At 52.9% G+C, this 21,433-nt stretch carries 24 protein-coding genes; 23 read left to right on the top strand and 1 reads right to left on the bottom strand.

From position 1 onward, the window contains the following. Positions 1-20 precede the first annotated feature (20 nt). Genes MHI43_RS15920 through MHI43_RS15890 form a run of 7 tightly spaced genes read left to right on the top strand, consistent with a single transcriptional unit; the run spans position 21 to position 6,781 of the window. The gene (locus MHI43_RS15920; protein WP_036662903.1) at positions 21-734 is read left to right on the top strand and encodes an HAD-IA family hydrolase; all 714 of its coding nucleotides are present in this window, start codon (positions 21-23) and stop codon (positions 732-734) included. Positions 735-758: 24 nt separating this feature from the next. Beyond that, the gene (locus MHI43_RS15915; protein WP_036662906.1) at positions 759-2,384 is read left to right on the top strand and encodes an ABC transporter substrate-binding protein; all 1,626 of its coding nucleotides are present in this window, start codon (positions 759-761) and stop codon (positions 2,382-2,384) included. A gap of 18 nt (positions 2,385-2,402) precedes the next feature. Next, positions 2,403-3,344, top strand: coding sequence for an ABC transporter permease (locus MHI43_RS15910; protein WP_036662908.1), 942 nt, complete (start codon positions 2,403-2,405; stop codon positions 3,342-3,344). Between the two features lie 13 nt (positions 3,345-3,357). Continuing rightward, positions 3,358-4,167, top strand: a complete 810-nt coding sequence (locus MHI43_RS15905; RefSeq protein WP_036662948.1) for an ABC transporter permease — start codon at positions 3,358-3,360, stop codon at positions 4,165-4,167. Next, positions 4,164-5,192, top strand: coding sequence for an ABC transporter ATP-binding protein (locus MHI43_RS15900; protein ID WP_235201780.1), 1,029 nt, complete (start codon positions 4,164-4,166; stop codon positions 5,190-5,192). Before MHI43_RS15905 ends, MHI43_RS15900 begins: the two co-directional genes overlap by 4 nt. Further along, on the top strand, positions 5,179-6,192 hold the full coding sequence (locus MHI43_RS15895) for an oligopeptide/dipeptide ABC transporter ATP-binding protein (protein ID WP_036662910.1): 1,014 nt from the start codon (positions 5,179-5,181) through the stop codon (positions 6,190-6,192). Before MHI43_RS15900 ends, MHI43_RS15895 begins: the two co-directional genes overlap by 14 nt. A gap of 22 nt (positions 6,193-6,214) precedes the next feature. Continuing rightward, the gene (locus MHI43_RS15890; RefSeq protein WP_036662911.1) at positions 6,215-6,781 is read left to right on the top strand and encodes a GNAT family N-acetyltransferase; all 567 of its coding nucleotides are present in this window, start codon (positions 6,215-6,217) and stop codon (positions 6,779-6,781) included. Between the two features lie 208 nt (positions 6,782-6,989). Here the strand turns inward: MHI43_RS15890 and MHI43_RS15885 are convergent, their stop codons facing one another. Then, entirely contained in the window at positions 6,990-7,532 is a 543-nt protein-coding gene (locus MHI43_RS15885; protein WP_036662913.1) for a GNAT family N-acetyltransferase, read from the bottom strand. 264 nt (positions 7,533-7,796) lie between these two features. Between MHI43_RS15885 and MHI43_RS15880 the strand changes: the two genes are divergently transcribed. From MHI43_RS15880 to MHI43_RS15805, 16 genes are all read left to right on the top strand, one after another. Continuing rightward, entirely contained in the window at positions 7,797-8,675 is an 879-nt protein-coding gene (locus tag MHI43_RS15880; protein ID WP_036662914.1) for a LysR family transcriptional regulator, read from the top strand. 139 nt (positions 8,676-8,814) lie between these two features. Next, positions 8,815-9,651, top strand: a complete 837-nt coding sequence (locus MHI43_RS15875; RefSeq protein WP_036662915.1) for a transporter substrate-binding domain-containing protein — start codon at positions 8,815-8,817, stop codon at positions 9,649-9,651. A gap of 33 nt (positions 9,652-9,684) precedes the next feature. Continuing rightward, positions 9,685-10,470 carry an amino acid ABC transporter permease gene (locus tag MHI43_RS15870; protein ID WP_036662916.1) on the top strand — a complete coding sequence of 262 codons (786 nt, stop codon included), beginning with the start codon at positions 9,685-9,687 and terminating at the stop codon, positions 10,468-10,470. Continuing rightward, the gene (locus MHI43_RS15865) at positions 10,467-11,177 is read left to right on the top strand and encodes an amino acid ABC transporter permease (protein WP_036662918.1); all 711 of its coding nucleotides are present in this window, start codon (positions 10,467-10,469) and stop codon (positions 11,175-11,177) included. Before MHI43_RS15870 ends, MHI43_RS15865 begins: the two co-directional genes overlap by 4 nt. Further along, on the top strand, positions 11,174-11,926 hold the full coding sequence (locus tag MHI43_RS15860) for an amino acid ABC transporter ATP-binding protein (protein WP_036662920.1): 753 nt from the start codon (positions 11,174-11,176) through the stop codon (positions 11,924-11,926). The genes MHI43_RS15865 and MHI43_RS15860 overlap by 4 nt, the downstream gene beginning before the upstream one ends. Positions 11,927-11,939: 13 nt before the next feature. Then, positions 11,940-12,953: an LLM class flavin-dependent oxidoreductase gene (locus MHI43_RS15855; protein ID WP_036662922.1), complete on the top strand. Its 1,014-nt coding sequence runs from the start codon at positions 11,940-11,942 to the stop codon at positions 12,951-12,953. Between the two features lie 43 nt (positions 12,954-12,996). Then, the gene (locus MHI43_RS15850; RefSeq protein WP_036662923.1) at positions 12,997-14,172 is read left to right on the top strand and encodes a M20 peptidase aminoacylase family protein; all 1,176 of its coding nucleotides are present in this window, start codon (positions 12,997-12,999) and stop codon (positions 14,170-14,172) included. A 161-nt stretch (positions 14,173-14,333) separates the two neighbouring features. Continuing rightward, complete coding sequence (locus tag MHI43_RS15845) at positions 14,334-14,801, top strand: DinB family protein (protein ID WP_036662924.1); 468 nt, start codon at positions 14,334-14,336, stop codon at positions 14,799-14,801. Between the two features lie 36 nt (positions 14,802-14,837). Beyond that, positions 14,838-16,175 (top strand): LLM class flavin-dependent oxidoreductase, encoded by a 1,338-nt coding sequence (locus MHI43_RS15840; protein ID WP_036662926.1) that lies wholly within the window; start codon positions 14,838-14,840, stop codon positions 16,173-16,175. A 3-nt stretch (positions 16,176-16,178) separates the two neighbouring features. Next, a complete protein-coding gene (locus MHI43_RS15835) occupies positions 16,179-16,508 on the top strand; it encodes a hypothetical protein (RefSeq protein WP_341283125.1) in 330 nt (109 codons plus the stop codon). After that, positions 16,478-16,876, top strand: coding sequence for a hypothetical protein (locus tag MHI43_RS15830; RefSeq protein WP_235201784.1), 399 nt, complete (start codon positions 16,478-16,480; stop codon positions 16,874-16,876). Before MHI43_RS15835 ends, MHI43_RS15830 begins: the two co-directional genes overlap by 31 nt. Further along, entirely contained in the window at positions 16,809-17,270 is a 462-nt protein-coding gene (locus MHI43_RS15825) for a M20/M25/M40 family metallo-hydrolase (RefSeq protein WP_341283124.1), read from the top strand. Before MHI43_RS15830 ends, MHI43_RS15825 begins: the two co-directional genes overlap by 68 nt. Before the next feature lie 11 nt (positions 17,271-17,281). Then, the gene (gene ssuE / locus MHI43_RS15820; RefSeq protein ID WP_036662928.1) at positions 17,282-17,851 is read left to right on the top strand and encodes an NADPH-dependent FMN reductase; all 570 of its coding nucleotides are present in this window, start codon (positions 17,282-17,284) and stop codon (positions 17,849-17,851) included. 879 nt (positions 17,852-18,730) lie between these two features. Then, positions 18,731-19,633: a DUF3885 domain-containing protein gene (locus MHI43_RS15815; RefSeq protein WP_155989880.1), complete on the top strand. Its 903-nt coding sequence runs from the start codon at positions 18,731-18,733 to the stop codon at positions 19,631-19,633. Positions 19,634-19,816: 183 nt separating this feature from the next. Continuing rightward, positions 19,817-20,710, top strand: coding sequence for a phosphotransferase (locus MHI43_RS15810; protein ID WP_036662931.1), 894 nt, complete (start codon positions 19,817-19,819; stop codon positions 20,708-20,710). A gap of 154 nt (positions 20,711-20,864) precedes the next feature. Next, positions 20,865-21,380 (top strand): GrpB family protein, encoded by a 516-nt coding sequence (locus MHI43_RS15805; protein ID WP_015735333.1) that lies wholly within the window; start codon positions 20,865-20,867, stop codon positions 21,378-21,380. Positions 21,381-21,433 lie beyond the last annotated feature (53 nt).

Genomic DNA, 21,433 nt, shown 5'->3' with positions numbered 1-21,433 from the left:
GACAGGGAGGTACAAGGAAATTGGCGATCAACTTCATTTGGTTTGATCTGGGATACACATTAGTGTATCAGGACAGGGAACAGGTTTACGTCCGCTACCTGGCGGAGCAAGGGGTGAGCATTCCGCAGGAGCGGATCGAAGAGGCGTACCATCTGGCGGATAAACATTTCATGAGGGATTACCCGGGGGTGCTGGCCAAGGAACGCGATACCTTTTTCCCATGGTACTTGGGCGTGCTCAATCACTCGCTGGGCTTGCATTTTGATCTGACGAAGCAATACCGGCGGATTATGGAGGTTCAGCGGGAGCTGGAGTGCGTCGGCTGGCGTTCGTTTCCATTTACCCGCCCCGTACTGGAGACCTTGAAAGAGCACTCCTACGGGGTGGGCCTTATCAGCAATTGGGATCATACCGCAAGGGATGTACTGGAGAGAAATGGCTTACTGCCGCTCCTTGATGAGATCGTGATCTCTTCGGAAGTGGGAATCGAGAAGCCGGATCGGGCGATATTTCAGTTAGCGCTGGAGCGCGCCGGGATATCCCCCGAGGAAAGCCTGTACGTCGGTGATAACTATTACGATGACGTCATCGGGAGTGAGCGGGCGGGCATGCAGAGTTACCTGATCAACCGGTTCGGTATGCTGGGGATCGAGGAGCTGGATTCGGTCCAGCTGATTTCATCGATACAAGAGCTTCCGCAGCGATTATCCGTTTCATCCAAAATCATCTCTTAAATAAGAAAGGTAGGGGTCATACCTATGAGAAAAAATCGCAGATTGCGTCATGGCATGGGTATTTTAACGATGGCTTTATTGATTCTGTTTACGGCCGCTTGCGGCAATAACAACGCTGCCGCTCCAACCGGCAGTCCAGAGGGGGGAACCAATGGAGGCGGCGACGGCGTTGCCAACACGTCATCTGCCCCGGCACCGGAAATCAAGACGGAGCAATCCTCCGGAGCCAAGGTGCAGGGCGGCGACGTTGTCGTCATTATTTTGCAGGATCTTGATTTCCTCGACCCTCACCTGGCGGTGGCAGCCGGCACGAATGAAGTGCTGTTCAATGTGTTCGAGGGGCTGCTGAAGCCAAACGAGGAGGGCGAGCTTAATCCGGCTATTGCGGAATCTTACGAAGTGTCGGATGACGGTCTGATCTATACGTTCAAGCTGCGAAGCGGGGTAAAATTCCATAATGGGAACCCGGTAACCGCAGAGGATGTGGCGTATTCTTATTCCCGCTTGGCTGGGCTGGATACAGGAAAACCGCTGCAATCGGCTTTCGAGGACGTTCAGTCGGTTGAGGCCAAGGACGCTTCCACAATCGAGATCCAATTGAAGCAGAACAGCTCCTCCTTTTTGACGGCATTGACCTCTGCGGTCATTCCGAAGGGGTATGAAGACAGCAACAAGAACCCGATCGGCACAGGACCTTTCAAGTTTAAGGAGTACTTGCCTGGACAGCGGCTCGTTGTCGAGAAGTTCCCGGATTATTATGTGAAGGATGTGCCTTCGCTCGACAAGGTCGAATTCCGGATCATTACGGATGCGGAAGCAGGACTGCTGGCTTTGAAATCCGGAGAAGTGGATGTATTCCCGCGGATCGGGACGGAGCGGCTGGAGGAGATAGCCAACGACTATACCACCCTGAGCGCGCCGCAAAATCTGGTGCAACTGGTTGCCTTCAATAACGCCAAGAAACCGTTCAGTGACATAAAAGTGCGCCAGGCTTTGAATTATGCCATCAACAAAGATGAAATCATTCAAGGGGTTGCGCTCGGTTACGGTACGAAGATCGGTTCGAACCTGAGCCCCGTGCTTGCAAAGTATTATCAGGAAGGTCTCGAAGATCAATATGCCACCGATCTGGAGAAAGCCAAGGCTTTGCTTGCCGAAGCGGGTTATCCGAACGGGTTTGAGACAACGCTCTCCGTGCCTTCCAACTACCAGTTCCATGTGGATACGGCCCAAGTCGTCGCTGCGCAGCTGGAGCAGATCGGCGTGAAAGTCAAAATCGAACCGGTGGAGTGGGCCGTATGGCTCGAACGGATCTATAAGGGCCGCGATTATGAGCTGACGATCATTGGCCTTGACGGCAAGCTGGATCCGTATCAGATTCTGAACAAATATATTTCCGATGCATCCAACAATTTCTTCAATTATAACAACCCTGAATTCGATACTGTCCTCAGTTCGGCGGTAACCGAAGTGGATGATGCGAAACGGGTGGAGCTGTATAAGAAAGCCCAACAAATTCTAGCCGAAGATGCTGCTGCGATTTACATCATGGACCCGAACTCCAATGTGGCGCTCAATAAGAAACTTGCGGGTTACAAGCAGTATCCGCTCTATGTCCAAGATCTGTCGAGTGTCTACTTCACGGAATAGGGGGCTGGAGGTGCCCGGATGAACTACTATGCAAGACGAACGTTCACGCTGCTGCTGACGATGCTGTTTATTGTGGTGCTGACCTTCTCCGTGTTCCGCATCATTCCCGGCAATCCTGCGCTTACCATTCTTGGCGTAGAGGCCACGGATGAGCAAATTGCGATGCTGGAGGCGAAGCTCGGCACGGATCGCCTGCTTGGCGAGCAATTTATCGACTGGATTCAGGGCATTGCGATATTGGACTTCGGGGAATCCTTAAGGTTCTCCGAGCCGGTTTTGGATTTAATCGCAGCCCGTCTGCCGGTCACGTTTTCCCTGGCTGTGCTGGCTATGGCAATTACGGTATGCGTAGCCATACCGCTGGGCATACTGGCAGCCCGGACCAAGGGAAAGCTCGTGGATATGGTTGTATCGATAGGTACCCAGATCGGTCTAGCCGTTCCGTCGTTCTGGATGGGGATCATTCTGATCTTGGTCTTCGGCCTTACCCTCAAATGGGTGTCGGTCAGCACGTACGTCGGATGGTCGGAGAATCCGCTATTCGCCCTGCGATCCTTGCTGCTTCCCGCCATCGCGCTCGCGATTCCGCAGATTGCTATCGTGGTGCGGTACTTGCGGACGACGATGCTGGAGCAGCTGAACTTGGATTATGTAAGGACTGCTCGAAGCAAAGGGCTGCCTGAGAAAGACGTTCATTACCGGCATGTGCTGAAGAATGCGCTGCTGCCCGTCATTACGATTATCGGCATTCATTTTGGCGAGCTGCTCGCCGGCAGCCTGGTCATTGAGCAGGTATTTACGCTCCCGGGCTTCGGCAGCCTGCTCATAACGGCCATTGGAAACCGCGACTATCCGCTGGTGCAAGGGTTGGTACTGATCATTGCCTTTACCGTCATTACGATTAATTTCTTGGTTGATCTGTCCTACCGCTGGCTGGATCCGCAAATCCGATTAAAGTAGGAGCTAAGCTATGATGAATAGAAAATACAGCTTAAGTTTGGTGCTGGGGATGACGTTTGTATCGTTGCTGCTTGCAATCATGCTGATCAGCCTGTTTTATACCCCGTACGCCGTCAACGTCATGAAGATTGCGGACCGGCTGCAAGGGCCGAGCTGGAATCATTGGCTGGGAACCGACAACTTCGGAAGAGACGTGCTTAGCCGCGTCATGGTCGGAGCCCAGACCGCGTTTATGGTTGGAGCCGTATCCGTCGGAATCGGGTTGACCGGAGGATTGATCATCGGAACCCTGGCCGGTTACGCGGGCAAATGGCTGGATGAGCTCCTCATGAGGGGGACCGATGCATTGCTTGCATTCCCCGGCATACTCATCGCTTTGCTACTCGTCACGATTTACCAGCCCAGCATGTTCCAGACGATGCTGGCCATCGGAATATTATCCATTCCGTCGTTTGCGCGGGTCATTCGCAGCGGGGTGCTGCAGCATCGCGAGGCGGAATATGTGAAGGCCGCAAGAGGCATCGGCGCAGGTCACATGAACATTATTTTTATTCAAATTCTTCCCAATATAGCGTCCTCTATCGTCACTACGGCAGCTTTAAGCTTCTCGACCGCGATTCTGGTGGAGGCCGCGCTCAGTTATTTGGGACTAGGCGTGCAGCCGCCGGACCCAAGCTGGGGAAGAATGCTGAACGAATCGCAGAGCTTTCTGGGCAAGGCGCCATGGTTTACCCTCGCACCGGGGCTGGTAATCACGCTGACCGTGCTCGGTTTTAATCTCCTAAGCGACGGGGTCCGCGATGTCCGGGATAAGAGAGGATGAAGGTGATTGGCATGGAACTGGGAGCCAAACAGGATGAACAGGTTCTTGATATCCGCAATTTGAGGATCGAATTGCAAACGTCCCGCAGGACGGCCGTGAATGTGCTGGAGGACGTGTCCCTTCAGATTAGAAAAGGAGAAATCGTGGGCGTTGTCGGCGAATCGGGCTGCGGCAAAAGCATACTGTCGCTTTCCGTGCTGGGTTTACTTCCTCCGGCCATGCGGATCAGCGGGGGGGAACTGTGGTACAAGGATAAGCTGCCGCTTCACGCTTATGACAACCGCAGGCTGCAAAGGGTTCGAGGGAAGGAAATATCGATGGTATTCCAGGACCCGATGAGCTCCTTGAACCATGGCTTGACGGTCGGTTATCAGGTGACGGAGAGCCTAAGACTCCATCTGGGCTGTTCCAAGAGCGAGGCACGGGAGCGCGCAATTATGCTGTTTCGCAAGGTGGGACTCCCCCGGCCGGAGAAACTGCTGCACGAATATCCGTATCAGCTGTCGGGTGGCATGCGGCAGCGTGTCATGATCGCGATCGCCATTTCCTGCAACCCGGGTCTCTTGATTGCGGATGAGCCGACGACGGCACTGGATGTTACAATCCAGGCCCAGATTCTGGACTTGATGCGCAGGATTCGCGAGGATGACGGTACGGCGATTCTGCTCATTTCCCATGATCTGGGCATGATCGCCGATATGTGTGATCGCATTATCGTCATGTACGCCGGCAAAGTGGTGGAGCATGGAACGGCATCGGAGATCTTTGATCACCCCCGCCATCCGTATACGATAGGGCTGCTCAATTCCATTCCGACTCCCGCGAAAAAGGGCAATCGACTGTACTCCATACCCGGCACCGTCCCGGCCCTCCATGAAAGAGGAGCCGGCTGTCGGTTCGCTTCCCGGTGCGAATACGCGGCCGACCGCTGCCGGCAGGAGCAGCCACCGCTTATCCAAGTCGGGAAGCAGCATACGGCTGCTTGTTTCCTGCTCGAGGAGGTGAACGCTAATGCTGTCGTATGAAGCTCCGCTGTTAGAGCTTAGAAACATAGAGAAGTCCTACTCGCAGCAGTCCTGGCCCGGCAGCAAGAAGTTCCGGGCGGTTCGCGGAGTCTCGCTGTCCATCAGGAGGGGAGAGACGCTTGGACTTGTCGGCGAGAGCGGCTGCGGCAAGTCCACCGTTGGACGGATGACAGCACGCCTTCTTGAGCCGAGTGCCGGAGAGCTTCACTATAAAGGAAGTGATATCACAGATGCGGGGGGAAGGACACTACGACAGCTGCGTCAGGAAATCCAGTATGTGTTTCAGGATCCGTACACTTCGCTGAATCCGAGATTTACCGTTGGGCGCTTATTGGAGGAGCCGCTGAAGTACAATCAGCTGGGAAACCGATTGAAGCGTAAGCGCGATGTGCTGGAGATGCTGGACCGGATTGGCCTGAACGCCTCGTATAGGAACCGGTATCCCCATGAACTAAGCGGCGGCCAGCGTCAGAGGGTTGGCATTGCGCGAGCCCTCATGATGAATCCAGAATTTGTTGTGCTGGATGAGCCCGTGTCCGCCCTGGACGTTTCCGTTCAGGCTCAAATTTTGAATCTGCTGAAATCCCTGCAGCATGAACTGTCCTTAACCTACCTGTTTATTTCCCATGATCTGAACGTGGTTCATTATGTCAGTGACCGGGTCGCCGTGATGTATCTGGGGAACATTGTCGAGATTGCGGATGTGCACGATCTGTATGACAGGCCGCTCCATCCTTACACGCAAGCGCTGGTATCGTCAATCCCGGCGGAACGGGGCGCTGCCAAGCGGGAGCAGATCATTCTTAGCGGAGACTTGCCGGATCCAACGGCTCATATCAGCGGGTGCCCGTTCCGGTCACGGTGCCTGCATGCTTTCGAACGCTGCGAGTCTGAAATGCCGGGGTGGTCCAGCGTCGGGGAAGGTCACGCCGTACGATGCCATTTGTGGGAGGGCAAATACGCAAGCCCGGAAGCCGCTCCTGTCGAAATATTATCATGAAAGAATGGAAGGGGTATATTCGATGAGCGATACCATACGGTTGGCAGCTGCGGAAGATGCTGCGACGGTAAGGGATATCCTTTTCCGTGCCTATGAACCGATTCGGAAGTTGGAACTGAAATGGCCTGCCGCCAACGCCACGGCGGAACTCGTTGCGTCCAATATCCAGCGCAATGAATGCTATGTCTTGGAGCAGGACGGTAAAATCGCGGCGACGCTCACCTATTCGCTGGAAGGAGAGGTCCGGGACGTGACGGCCCTGCCTTTTATAAAATGGTTTGCGGTGGATCCCTTGCTCCAAGCGAGGGGACTTGGGTCGAAGTTAATGGATTGGGTCGAACGGTCCGTCCTTCTCGGACAACATCGAGCACCTGCGGTTACTTTAGCGACAGCCGCGCGGCATCCCTGGCTGGCTGACATGTATCGGCGCAACGGTTATGCTTCAATACTGGACTTCGACCCCAAGAACGGCGACGGCGTAATGCATCTTATGCGAAAAATACTGGATCCCACACTGTATGAGGTATACATCATGGAACATCCCGAGGATCTTGCTTCCATTCATGATCGACCCCGCCCGGTTTCTTGAGGGCGGGTCTTCTTATAAGCAAGGGATTAAAGAGTTTTCAGGGCTTTAAAGTAGACATAATGAAGTCGTTACGAATTGGCCAAACTTTCGCGAGAAAAATCTCAGGACGGCTTCATAATTGGATAAGGGCGTTGCTGCAGAAAGATATATATAATACAGATGAGAATCTCATTGAACATAAGGAAGCAGATTATTAGGGCCTCTATTTTCATAAGGCGCTTTGTAGCAGCAAGGATCCGGGAAGTTCGATCCGGTATCCTTTGACAAGTGTTTCATTGTTGATGATATCCGTGTCATACGCCCGCTCAAAGCCGAGCCGCTCATATAACTTCACCGCAGAGGCCATCATGTCGGAAGTATGGAGATTCAGCGTGGTTGCGCCAAGCTGGATCGATCTGCGGGCAGCCTCTTGAATCAGCAGCGTGGCGATCCCGCGTCCCCGGGAACCAGGAGATACGGCAAGAAGGCGGATAATAGGCGAGTGAATCCCCATCTCCGGTTTTCCGTAAGCGGCCTCCGAGGAGAGGAAGAGTTGGACGCTGCCAACGATTTCCCCGCCAAACTCGGCGACGATCCGGGCATGCGGCGCATGGCTGTACGCCGAACTCCTAATGGAATTCCGATATTCCTCCCATCGCTCCGCAGACAGATCGAAGGCATACTGCTGATAGGATTCCAGCATCACAGCCGCAACAGCCTCGCGTTCCCACTCATGTGCATCCCGTACGATCACTTCTTGGATTGAATTCAACGCTACCACTCCTTTTTTCGGTCATTTAAACTTCAGAGGATACGGCCATATCCTGATAAGGTGAGATTAGTATAGCAGTTTATTCCAATTAAACACATTGGAAAACAAAAATATTAATGCTTTCATTAAAAAAATCTATAAGCATATTTGGATTGACAATAATTTTCCAATTAAGATAAGGATAATTTATAAGGAAACTGCGGTCTTTAAACCATCTATATACATTGGAATAGTGTATTTAATGATGATCCCGGAGGTGTTAGCTTGAACATCGAAAATATCGAGGCTTTTGTCTACATCAACCACTACGGCAGCTTCAACAAGGCGGCAGACGTTCTGTTTCTATCCCAGCCGACGGTGACTGCACGCATCCAGTCGCTGGAGAGGGAGCTCGACTGCAGGCTGTTTGACCGTTTGGGCAAACAGATTCATCTGACCGACAAAGGCAAACAATTCCTTCCCTATGCTCAGCAGATCCTCCAAACCTTCCAAAAAGGGAAACACCATCTTCAATCCAAAGCGTCCATGCCCAATGAGCTCAGAATCGGAAGCACGGTTTCGGTATCCAATTACTTAATGCCCTATCTGCTTATGGTGCTCAACCGACGGTTTCCAGAGATGAACTTCAAGCTGACGACAGGCCCCACGGAAGAGCTGGCCGGCAAGCTCTCGTCCAAGGACATCGATCTGGCCTTCGTCCGCAAGCTGATGAATCCGGCGTTTCAATCCTATCCGTTCTTTGAAGATCCCATCCGCCTCTATGTATATAAGGATCATCCGCTTGCTGCTGCCGGGAGAGCCTCCATTCGGGATATCCGGCACGAGACGCTGGTCTTCTTCGAATGCGGTTCGCTGGATTGGCTAAGGATTCACCGGGTATTCGAGAGTCTGAAACAGCCGCCGAATATCGTGTTTCAGGTCGATAATTCCGAGACGGCGAAGAAGCTTGTGCTGGGGCGAGCGGGCATCTGCTTTCTTCCGGGTCTATGCGCTCAGCAGGAGGTAGCCGAGGGAAGCCTGATTCCCGTAGATATTGCCGAGACGGCAGGCATTTCCCTGCAGACCCATCTCATCTCCTTGAACGGGCACAACAATGGGTTTCTGGATTCCTTGCTGGAGCTCGGCCGCGAATTGTCCTATTGATGAAATGCATGGATGAATAGAAAAACTCTATTAGACGCGTTTCCCAAATCGCGGTAAAGTTAGTGACAACATAAATCTTACTAAAACTATAGGAATTATTAAATTACGAATCGGGACAAGATTGAAGGGGGATGAGGTCGTGAAGAAATCAATCGTGGCAGCCGTTGTAATCGCATTGGCAGGGGTGATCGCCGGATGCGGAACAGGCACGAAGAGTGGAGAGGCGCAACAAGATAGCACGGCGAACGCTGCAGAAGGAAAAGTAACGAAGATTGTTGTCGGCACGGGCACGGCCTTTCCTAGAATCTGCTTTATTGACGAGAACGGAAAGCTGACCGGCTTTGACGTTGAACTGGTACGGGAGATTGATCAACGTTTGCCGGAGTATGAGTTCGAGCTGCAGACCCAAGAGTTTTCCAATCTGCTGCTGAGCCTGGAAACGAAGAAAATTGATTTTGTGGCCCACCAGATGGAGAAGAATCCGGAGCGAACGGAAAAGTACCTATTCAATAAAGAGCCTTACGCCTACTGGCGGAATAAGATCATCGTCGCCAAGGAGAACGACTCCATTCAATCGCTGAATGATTTGAAGGGCAAAAAGGTACTGACCGGTGCAACCAGTGCGGCTGCTCAGATTCTGGAGAACTACAACAAGGACAATAACGATGCGATCAACATTGTCTATCAGAACGGCGCGGCGAATGATACCGTGAGCCAGATTACGACGGGCCGGGTGGATGCAACCGTAGGGGCGGACTTTACGCTGCCGCTAATCGACCCGCAAGGAAAGCTGAAAACAACGGGCGACCACCTGTCGGAGGCCGACATCCTGTTCGTATTCCGCAAGGATGACCCGGAGAGCCAGAAGCTGTCGGATGCGGTTGACGATGCGATCAAGGAGCTGAAATCGGATGGAACGCTGACCAAGCTGAGCAAGGAATGGCTGGGCGACGACTTCACGTCGTCGAATCCATGATGAGATAAACCTAGTAGAAGGGAGAAGGGGTCCATGGGTGCACCGTTCGATTACTCGTACGTATTTAGCTTTCTGCCCAAGCTCTTGTCGACGTTAGGCGTCACGATGCTGATCGTGGCAGGCTCTCTGCTGGTGGGAATCGTCGTCGGATTTCTGGTTGCCCTTCCTCGCCTCTACCGGATACCGGTGCTGAACGCATTCTCCATGGTGTACATTTCGTTCTTCAGGGGAACGCCGATTCTGATCCAGCTCTTCTTGTTCTATTACGGTCTGCCGGAGATGCTGAAGCTGGTTCATATCGACCTGTCCCGGGCGCCTGTCATGGTATTCGTGATCCTGACTTACGGGCTTCATACCGGAGCCTTCATGTCGGAGATGATCCGGGCTTCGGTAACGGCGGTGGACAGAGGCCAGGTAGAAGCGGCGTACGCCATGGGGATGAAGGGACATCAAGCCTTCCTTCGGATCGTCCTCCCTCAAGCGCTCGCGATCGCGGTTCCGGTATTTTCGAATATGGTGATTGCCCTGCTGAAGGATACTTCCTTGGCGTTTACCCTCGGGCTCATGGAGATGACGGGAAAAGCGCAAACCCTGGGCAATATCACCCAGCATTTTATCGAAGCTTATCTGGCGCTGGCTTTCATCTATCTTGTCATCAGCTTCACGCTTGAGAAACTGCTGCTGCGTGCGGAGCGGCGCCTGATGCGCCACGAGGTTCCGGAGTCGGCGGCGCGCAAGAGATTCCGTATACAAGAGAAATTATCCTACCGCCGTATCATCGCCGGAATAAGACCTGAAAAAGGAGGCGCGGAGCTGTGAAAATCGATCCATCCTTCATATGGACGGCATTTGTAAACTTGCTGTCCGCGATCCCGACAACGCTGTTGATCACCGCCGTATCGGTCACGGCCGGATTTATGATCGGGCTTATTGCGGCATTTGCCCGGATCTATAAGGTGCCTGTGCTCAGCCAGATCGCCACTGCCTACGTGACTTTTATCCGGGGCACTCCCATGCTGACGCATCTGCTGCTGATCTATTTCGGCCTGCCGGTGCTGGTGGATGCGCTGTCCGCCCAGATGGGCTGGGGCTTTAAGTCATCCTCCATCCCGATGATCTGGTTTGCGTTCATATCATTCTCGATTACGGCAGGCGCGTATATGTCCGAAATGATCCGTTCCGGCCTGCTCGCGGTCAACCGGGGGCAGCTGGAGGCAGCCTATTCGATCGGCATGACGACGTGGCAGGCGCTGCGGAGGATCGTATTCCCCCAAGCCTTGGCAGTCAGCCTGCCAAACCTCTCCAATTCGGTGATCGGCATGCTTCATGGCTCGACCTTGGCATTTACCGTGTCGGTTGTGGACATTAACGCGCAGGCGCAGATCGTGGCTTCGACCAACTGGAAGTTCTTCGAATCGTACTTGGCGGCGGCAGCTATTTTCTGGGGGCTTACGCTTCTCATCGAAAGACTGACCGCGATCTTCGAGAGACGAATCAATCTCTACAATCGGGGGGGCGTCGCATGATTCAATTGACCGATATTTCAAAGTCATACGGCAAGAACGCGGTGCTGAAATCCATTGATCTGACGATAAACAAAGGGGAAGTGGTGGTCATTCTGGGGCCGAGCGGTTCCGGCAAAACCACGCTGCTGCGCTGCGTGAATTATCTCGAGAAGCCGAATGGCGGCGAGATTGCTATCGGCGATTACCGTGTCCAGTGCAAGCGCGCCACCAAGAAGGAGATTCATGAACTACGCCAAAGATCGGCCATGGTGTTTCAGCAGTACAATCTGTTCAAGCATAAGACGGCGATCGAGAACGTGATGGAAGGCCTGGTCGTCGTCAAAAAAATGCCAAAGGCCGAGGCAAGGCTGAAGAGCATCGCCTTGCTCGAAAAGGTGGGTCTGGCCGATAAGCTGGATGCCTACCCGAGTCAGCTCTCGGGCGGACAGCAGCAGCGGGTGGGCATTGCCAGGGCGCTTGCCCTGGAGCCGGAGGTGATCCTGTTCGATGAGCCGACGTCGGCGCTCGACCCGGAGCTTGTCGGCGAGGTGCTTGCGGTCATTCGCAAAATCGCGAAGGAGGGGATCACCATGATCGTGGTAACGCATGAAATGGGCTTCGCGAGGGATGTGGCGAACCACGTCGTGTTCATGGACGAAGGCGTGATCGTGGAGCAGGGGCCCCCGTCCGAGCTGTTCCATCATCCGCGGGAAGAACGGACCAAGCAGTTCCTGAAGCGGATCACGCCTGAGCTTAACTATAGCATTTAGGAGGCCAACCAATATGGGGATTACGATAAGCGTGCTTGACCAAAGTCCAATATATCCCGGGGAAACGGCAGCGGAGGCGTTCGCGCACACCGTGCTGCTTGCCCAAAAGTCGGAGGAGCTCGGCTTCCGGCGCTTCTGGGTATCCGAGCATCACGATTCGGACCATGTGGCGGGGTCTTCGCCGGAGGTGCTCATCTCGTACCTGTTAGCCAAAACCCAAACCATCCGCGTGGGGTCCGGCGGCGTCATGCTGCAGCATTACAGTCCCTACAAGGTAGCGGAGAATTTCAACGTGCTGGCCGCGCTCGCGCCGGGACGCGTGGATCTGGGCATCGGGCGCGCCCCGGGCGGTTTGCCGCGCAGCACGCAGGCGCTGCAGCGGGGCGTGCAGGAGAACGGGTTAACAGATAAAATCGTCGAGCTTCGCCAATTTGTTCATAACACGCTGGAGGAGGATCATCCGCTCGCCGGGCTTCGCGCCGCTCCGCTGCCGGAGACCGCGCCTGAGCTGTACGTCCTGGGTGCCAGCGCAGGCAGCGCCGAAATTGCAGCCGGACTCGGTCTGCCCTATGTGTTCTCCCTCTTCATCAACGGGGATGAATCCGCAGCGCTGGAGGCCATTCGCGTTTACCGGAGCACGTTTGACTACTCCCATGGCAGGGAACCGGAGATTCTTGTCGCCCTGTCCGTGATCGTGGCCGATTCGGAGGAGGAAGCGGCGGAGCTGGCAGGATCGCTGAAGCTGGTGAAGATTCATCTGGCCAGCGGCCGGACGCTGACGCTGGGGACGAGGGAACAGGCCGAAGAATTCGGTCGCCAGGCAGGCGAGCCGTACACGATTGAGGAACAGGAGCCGTTCATTACTAAGGGGACGAAGGAGGTCGTGCGCGAGCAGCTGCTCCGACTTCAGCAGGCTTCGGGCGTTGACGAGATCATCGTCACCAGCAATATCCAGCCTTTTGCCAAGCGAATCCGCTCATTCGAGCTGCTGAGCGAGGCGTTGGCTGAGGTTCCTGCAGAGGCATAATGGATCCGGCCATAGATCTGTGACTATTTAGGAGGTTTTACGAATGCCAAGCCATGTTATATCCACAGACATAGACATTCAACGGTTTATTGAGATCCGGCGCCATCTCCACCGGTACCCGGAGCTGTCGAACGAGGAGTTTGAGACGACGCAGCTGATCCGGGGCTGGCTTGAGGAAGCCGGGATACGGGTCGCGGGGTATCCGCTGGGCACAGGCGTAATCGCCGAAGTCGGCGGATTTCAAGAGGGGCCGATCATAGCGCTGCGAGCGGACATCGACGCCCTGCCAGTCCAGGAAGAGACGGGACTCCCGTACGCCTCGACGATTTCCGGCAAAATGCATGCCTGCGGGCACGATTTTCATACGGCTGCCTTGATCGGGACGGCGTATGCGCTGAAGCAGCGGGAGCAGGAGCTAAGAGGAACCGTCCGGCTGATCTTTCAGCCGGCGGAAGAGAAGGCCAAGGGCGCAAAGCAGGTGATCGACAGCGGGGCGCTCGAAGGCGTGCAGGCGATCTTCGGCATGCATAACAAGCCGGACCTGCCTGTCGGGACTATTGGCATTAAGGAAGGTCCGCTGATGGCCGCCGCCGACGGCTTCGTGGTTGAAGTGGCGGGGAAGGGGTCCCATGCGGCCGTACCCGAAGCGGGCCTTGACCCGATCGTGACCGCGTCGCATATCATTACGGCCCTCCAGTCCATTGTAAGCCGCAATGTGAGCCCCTTGAAGAGTGCCGTCATCAGCGTGACGAAGCTGCATAGCGGAACCGCGTGGAACGTGATTCCGGATAAAGCGCTGCTGGAAGGGACCATCCGCACCTTTGACGACGACGTCAGGCATCAGGTGCTCGAACGATTTGGCCAAGTCGTCCAAGGCGTGGCGGCAGCTTTCGGAGCGACGGCTGCCGTGCGCTGGATCGAAGGACCGCCGCCGGTCCATAACGACCGCAAGCTGGCGGAGCTCGGTTATGCCGCTGCTGACGAAGCAGGATATGAGGCGGTGATACCGGTTCCTTCGCCGGCCGGGGAGGATTTTGCGGTGTACCAGCGCGAGGTTCCCGGGTTGTTTGTCTTCATGGGAACGGCGGGCACGCAGGAGTGGCACCATCCGGCTTTTGATCTGGATGAGCGGGCGATTCCGGTCAGCATCGATTTCTTCACGAGGCTGGCGGAGCGGGCGCTCCGGCATTACCACGCCGGCGGGGAGACTTCGCGATAAGGAGTTCTTTTGTTACTGTCGTTCAAATGGAAGCCTAGTTCATATTTCATGCATCACCGTGAAGTGTTCCTGAACATGAACGGTAGTGTTATGCGAAGGGCAGTTCCTTGTTATTTCTATCGGGCAGGTCATTATCGAGTTTGTGTATTGGAGGAGATCGAATGAGCAAATTCCCTATTGAAGCCTTTGTCAATACGCATGATCAACTGCTGGCCGCCGTCGCCGGCCTTAGCGAGGATCAGCTCCAATGGAAGCAGGCACCGCACATATGGAGCGTACAGGAGGTGCTCTCCCATCTGGTGGATCACAGCATCGTGACCTCGTTCCGAATCCGGGACATTCTGGCCGGAACGACGGCCCAGCTGCCCGCGTTTAATCAGGATGCCTGGGTCAGCGGCCAATATTCGAACGAAGGCAGAGCCGCGGATATTTTGGAAGCATTCCGGGCGCTGCTGCACTATAACAGCTTGTTGCTTCGTCGTTTGAGCGCGGCCGATGCTGCCAAAACCGGCATCAATTTCAAAGGGGAGACCGTCAGCGTCTCGGATATCGTCAGCGGTTTTACCCGTCACGTACAGAATCATCTCGGGCAGATCGAACGCATTAAACTGGCTGCCGCTCCCGTGTGAGACGATGGCGCTAAGATCGATAAGGAGGAATGGAACATGGCAAAGCAAAGACAATTGAAATTGGGGGCGCTCCTGCACGGTGTGGGCGGAGGAACCTCCATGTGGCGGCATCCGGATGCGCAGCCCGACGCAAGCGTCAATTTTGATCTGTATAAGCAGTGGGTTCAGAAAGCCGAAGAGGGCAAGTTCGACCTGATCTTCATCGCGGACGGCTTGTATATCAACGAAAAATCGATACCGCATTTTCTGAACCGCTTTGAGCCGATCACCATTCTGAGCGCTCTGGCCGCCGTCAGCAAAAACATCGGTCTTGTCGGTACGTTGTCCACCTCGTACAGCGAGCCGTTCACCGTGGCCCGGCAGTTCGCGTCGCTTGACAAGATCAGCGACGGACGCGCAGGCTGGAATATCGTTACCTCTCCGCTGGAGGGTTCTGCCTTGAATTACGGCAAGAAGGAGCATCCGGAGCACGATAAGCGATACAGGATCGCAACGGAGTATTTGGAGGTTGCCCGGGGTCTGTGGGATTCATGGGAGGACGATGCCTTCGTGCGGAACAAGGAGACGGGCGAATTCTTCGATCCGGAGAAAATGCACGCGCTGAATCACGAAGGCGAGTTCTTCTCCGTGAAGGGGCCGCTGAACATCGCCCGTTCCAAGCAGGGGCAGCCGGTCATTTTTCAAGCGGGAGCGTCCGAGGTCGGCAAGAACTATGCCTCCAAGGAAGCCGACGCGGTATTCACCGGACATGAGTTTGTGGAGGATGCGGCAGCCTTTTATCAGGACGTGAAGGCGCGGGCGGCGGGATTCGGCCGGAATCCGGATGATGTGCTGATCTTTCCCGGCATCAGCCCGATCATCGGCAGCACGCCGGAGGAGGCCGAGCGCAAATATGAGGAGGTGGCCAGCCTGGTGACCATCGAGAATGCCCTGGATTATCTCGGCCGATTCTTCGAGCATCACGATTTCTCCCAGTATCCGCTGGATGAGCCGTTCCCTGAACTGGGCGATCTGGGCAAGAACAGCTTCCAGAGCAGTACCGACAAAATCAAAAGGGATGCCAAGGAGAAGGGGCTTACTCTTCGGCAAGTGGCGCTGCAGTCGGCCACGCCGCGCGGCGGGTTTATCGGCACGCCGGAGCAGGTGGCAGACAAGATCCAGGCTTGGTTCGAAGCCGGGGCAGCCGACGGCTTCATGATTGCCGCAGCGGTGCCGAACGGGCTGGAGGATTTTGTGGATCATGTCGTGCCGGTTCTGCAGGAGAGAGGCATCTACAGAACCGAGTACGAGAGCGACACGCTGCGCGGCAATTTGGGCTTGCCCGTGCCCGAGAACCGGTACAGCAAGGCTCAGACAGTCGCTGTCCGTTCCTAAGAGATGACGCGAATGAAGGCTGCTGTAGAGCATGAAGTAATGATGGTTTTTGCGGGGGAGCTTCGGGAAGACCTCTCCAGGATACGGAGGGACCTTCATCAGTATCCCGAGTTATTGCACGATGTCTTCCTCACCTCGAAGCTGGATGCAGATCTCTTGGAGTCTTGGGGGATTGAGGTCAGGCGGAATGTGGGCAGACATTTCGGGATGGGGGTGGTCGGCACGCTTCACGGAACGGCAGGGAGCGACCCGACCCTTCTGCTGCGAGCCGGGATGCCCTTCCGATCCGGGAGGAGAACGACGTGCCTTACCGCTCTCGGCATGAGGGAGTGATGCATGCCTGCGGACGCGATATGATCGAGGATGGCGTGCTGGAGCATGCGGATCAATGTTATGCCCTCCATATGATGCCTGAGCTGCCCGTCGGTTCGTTCGGGGTCCATACCCGTTACGCCATGGCGGCGTCAAGCCATTTTAGAGTAAATTTCTATGGAACGCCGGGACATCACAGTTCCCCGCACCTGGCCTTTGACGCACTCCAAATGGCGGCACGCTACGTTACGGAGGTCAATGCCCTGATGGCCAACCGGGTGGATCCGTCTGAAGCGGCGGTGCTGGCATTCGGCACGCTTCATGCAGATAGCGCCAATCAATGTCATCACTGCGCACAGCGAGCTCACGGGAACCTTCCGGGCGTTTAGGAATGACATCGTGGCGACGATTACGGAAGGCCTAAGGCGTCTGGCCGCATCCATTGCAGACCAAGCAGGCGGCAGCTATAAGCTGGAGCTGAGAGAAGGGATGGCCGTAGTCAATGACGGAGCCGCGCTGCGTCGTATGACGCAAGCCGCAGGGAAGGTGCTGGGTGAGGAGCAGGAGCAAGTGCAGGGGCTCCATCCACCAAGCTTGGCGAGCGAGGATTTCGGTTGGTACCTGGATCAGGTCCCTGGTGCCTTTGGATTCATCGGCTGCGGGAATCCGGATCGGGGATTCGTGCATGCGATACATCAGCCCCGATTCGATCTGGATGAGGATGTCCTGGTGCATGGGACGCGAATATGGGTACGTTTAGCCGTATATGACGTTTACGAATAAGGAGGAAGACCATGACAAAAATTGCATTTATAGCAGGAAGCCCGACTCAAGGGTCCCGTTTGTTCGGACTGACGCAATACTTAGAGGACCGCCTGGTCATTGCCGGCTATGAGATCGAATTCGTCTCGGCAGCGGATCTCCCGGCTGAGGATTTGCTGCGGGCCGAATTTAACAGTCCGGCCATCAAGCAGGCTATCACAGCCGTTGAAGGAGCAGCTGCCGTAATCATTGCAAGCCCGGTGTATAAAGCTTCCTACTCGGGTGCGTTGAAGACGATTCTGGATCTCCTTCCCCAAAAAGGCCTGCAGGGTAAGGTTGTGCTCCCGCTCTTTATCGGAGGCACGATCGCGCATTTGCTTGCCGTGGATTATGCCCTGAAGCCGGTGGTATCCGCACTCGGAGGGACCAACATTCTCAGCGGGGTGTTTGCCGTAGATCAGTGGGTCACCCGACTAGAACTCGGCGGTTACGACATAACGGAGCAGCTCAGAGAGCGCTTGGATGACGCGCTGAACGAGCTGCAGGCAGAGCTGGCCCGATATTCGGCTGCACCGGCAGAGCGGCAGGGGCAGGTTGTCTGACGCATTGGTCCCCAGAAACGTGATCTTGAAATGAGCCGCCACGATTCGAATCCGTGGATCGTGGTTTTTGCGCTGCCATAATCACCGTGGATTAAGGGCTCTAATAGGGAATCAAGAAGCGAGGATAGAACTTCTCTATATGATCTTGTAGGTGGGACAGCAGGATGGTAGAGTTATCAACAACTTAATTTATTCATTGGAAAAATGAATTCAGGCGTGGCCGGGGATCTTCCCGTCACGAAATCAACGCTAAAGGTGCAGTGGAATATTGTCCGACAATTATGAGGGCGGATGTCGGGGGACAAGAACATGATCCCATTGAAAGTCGCTAATTTAGCGGCTTTTTTGTTCTATCGGTACAAGTTCTTGTCCCGAGCCAAGGACAAGAACATAGTCCGATTACCGATTAGATAAATACTTAACTGTTTTTCCAATTTCATTAAGCTAACGAGCAGATTAGTTTAAATATAATTAATTTGTACAAGAAACCACATTTAACGTTCTGTTATTATTTTAATTGTGAGAACTCTACTTAATTTACAATCACTGCAAATCATGAACTCATTTATTAGGGGGATAACGTGTGCAACTAGTTAATTGGTCTGAAGACATAAATTTTTTTGATTTATCAAATGAATATTCAATTCGTAGGGCCGATCATGAAGAGTGGGGACTGTGCTGGAATTTACGTCAGCCGGATAATTGGACTCGCGATTTTCTGAATGATAGTAGGATGCGGCTCATCAATGGATTTTCGTTGATCGACGATTTTCTATAATATTCAAATAAATGGATAGCGCTGAATAACGGGAAACGATAGCTCAATCAAGACATGTAGGCAGCTACTTAGTAAGACTTTAAAACGAAGGGATATACGTGGTGAATATTATAAAAGAAATGAAAGCGCATGGTCCTTACATTCGTTTTGAACTAGGACTCGACAGCTTGATGGATGAAGCATATCGATGGGAGAGTCTTCGTCGTGCACTAGCCATTTATCGTTCAATTTTTGGTTCTGAAGACGATGTGATTTTTATTCATCGCACTAGCCATAGTAAGAGTGAAAAACGAGTTCAAAAGATCCACTTAAAGCGCTTTTTCACAACGCGATTAAGGCTAATGCAATCGCGCACTTTGCCATATGAGTTCGATGAATCGGATGACGAGCTTTACACAAGAGAATGGATTGTTGAAGTTAAAGCTAAAGAATTACGTATGCCTTATGTACTTGAATCCATTGAAAATGTCGACTTCAAGCGTAAACCGACATCCGGTGGGCGGATTTACCTATACAACAAATCAAATGACATTTTGTTTCACATGTATGACGATCGGGGCTGTGATGTTTTCAGTTCCGACAAAAGCGCTCTTCTGCCACTCTACCATCTACACCGAAAATGGATCCTGGATTATAACCGCTACGAAATTGACAGCATTTTCGATGAGGGACTCGCCGGTATCATTGAAACGGACGAAGAAAAAAAACTTCGGTGGACACTTGATAACAAAAAGGTTTCTGATTCTGGAATAAATCTAAGGCGAGTTAATACCTGTCATATATTGCATCATTTTGAGATTCCGTCCGAAAACGCCGATAAGTTTGAAAGAGAAATCTCATTAACGTCATTCGCGATTCGGCGCTTATCTATTACGGATGATCAGTTTACGTTTATAGCTACCAAAACACAAGCCTTAGCTCTTATTGATTATCAGACGCATCTCATGAGTATGTTCGGTAAAAAGTATGGAGCCTATAAAGGCTGGAGCTTTGAAAAAGCTTAACTATTTCGCTAACGGGACACGATAGCTCAATAAGAACAAGAAGGTAGCCGATCCACGTGGATCGGCTGCTTTTGTTTAACTAACGGGCAGGTTAAAATGGAAATTTGTAGAATATATTAATTGAATATAAGTGGGTACAAAGAATGAAGGTACAATAACATTTTAACGAGGAGAGTTCCATCCATGGCTATCGAGTCTAAACTCCAGCAACTCTTTCGCGAACCGATCGAACGGATCACATATCTTGATCCTGGTTATTCCGGGCATGCCAGCGATGTGTGGTTGGTCAAAACAGCTCGGGAGGAGCGTGTCGTGCGTTCGTCCAGATGGACCGAGGCACCGACACGTGAGTTTTGGTGGGGGTGTCTCGATCTATTCGGGATCGATCCCAGACGAATGCGACATTTCGAAGCAAACGTTGCCATGCTCGGTGCTATTTCGGGAATTCCGGCACCTCGGGTGTATGCGCGTGAAGTTATCGAAAATAAGGAATATCTCGTTGTCGAGAAAATGAATGGAAAGGCACTTCGGTCATTCATCGGGCAATCTGATGCGCTTCTTCATCAGTTAGGTGTCTGGCTGGCCCAAGTGCATTTAAATCGTTACGATTACTTCGGGAACCTTTCCTCCGGCCAAATTGATCGAAAAGAATCCTTTCATGCTCGTATGTCCCAAACCATTCGGCAGCTTGTCGAGCGCGATTATAAGAATGATAGCAATATCAAGATGCAGGTCGATGCTATTATCAGTGAGCTTTTTAATCTGCCTGTACCGGATCACTTCTGTCCTGTGTTTATTGATCTGGATCCGTCTCAGTTCTTAATTCAAGACGGGATGCTGTCTGCGGTCGTCGATGTTGAAGCCTATGCGATAGGCCCACGTGAATTTGATTTTGTCGGACTCGAGTATGTGCTGGATGAGTTATCTGCAGCTTCTTTCCTTAATGGTTATTCGACAATCCTGGATCCCCCCGATTTATCTAAAAATCGCAAGGTGTACCGCTACTTCTACCGTTTGTTAGGAGTACAAGGGTCTGTCGATTTGAATCAATGGTTCGCGAAGCGGGCAATATTCTGATAGCCCTGCCATTCAACTAACGAGAAAGGTTAGTTGAAAATAGCATGGAATGGTTTGTCGGGCAGGCAATGTTCAATTTTCGTAAAGATTTAACGCCATCAATGATTCTGATAATCATAGAAGAGGTAGTTATTATGGATTAGGAGGATGTTTGATGGGCACCAAGCTAATCGTTGTTGAGTACAATCCTAATTGGGTTAAAAAATTTGAAGAGTTAAGGGATTTTGTGTTCCCAGTATTAAGTGATCTTAAGGTCACTATAGAGCACGTTGGAAGCACTGCAATCCCAGGAATAGCAGCAAAGCCAATTGTTGATATAGATGTGGTAGTCCCTACACAATCAGATATTCTTGTTGCTGTTAAAAGACTTGCAAATCTAGGCTATGTTCATGAAGGAGATCTAGGGATACCAGGAAGAGAAGCTTTTCTCCCGCCAAGAGATGTAGATTGGCATCACCTTTATTTATGTACTGTTGACAATGCTGAGTATAAGCGTCATATTCTTTTTCGAGACTACTTGAGAAATCATCCGGTAGACGCAAAAAGATACAGTCAGTTGAAACAAATGCTTGTTAAACAATTTAAAGGTGACCGTTCCGGTTATACAAATGCAAAAAGCGATTTTGTAAGAGACATACTAAACCGTGCTGGGTGGAATGATCTTAATTAACGAGCAGTGTTATTCAACTAGGGCAGTAGTTCTTAATGAGATTTCTTGTCGGT

Source organism: Paenibacillus sp. FSL H8-0457 (genome assembly GCF_038051935.1).
Classification (GTDB): Bacteria; Bacillota; Bacilli; order Paenibacillales; family Paenibacillaceae; genus Paenibacillus_AQ; species Paenibacillus_AQ lautus_A.
This window is presented reverse-complemented; position numbering and strand designations above follow the sequence as displayed.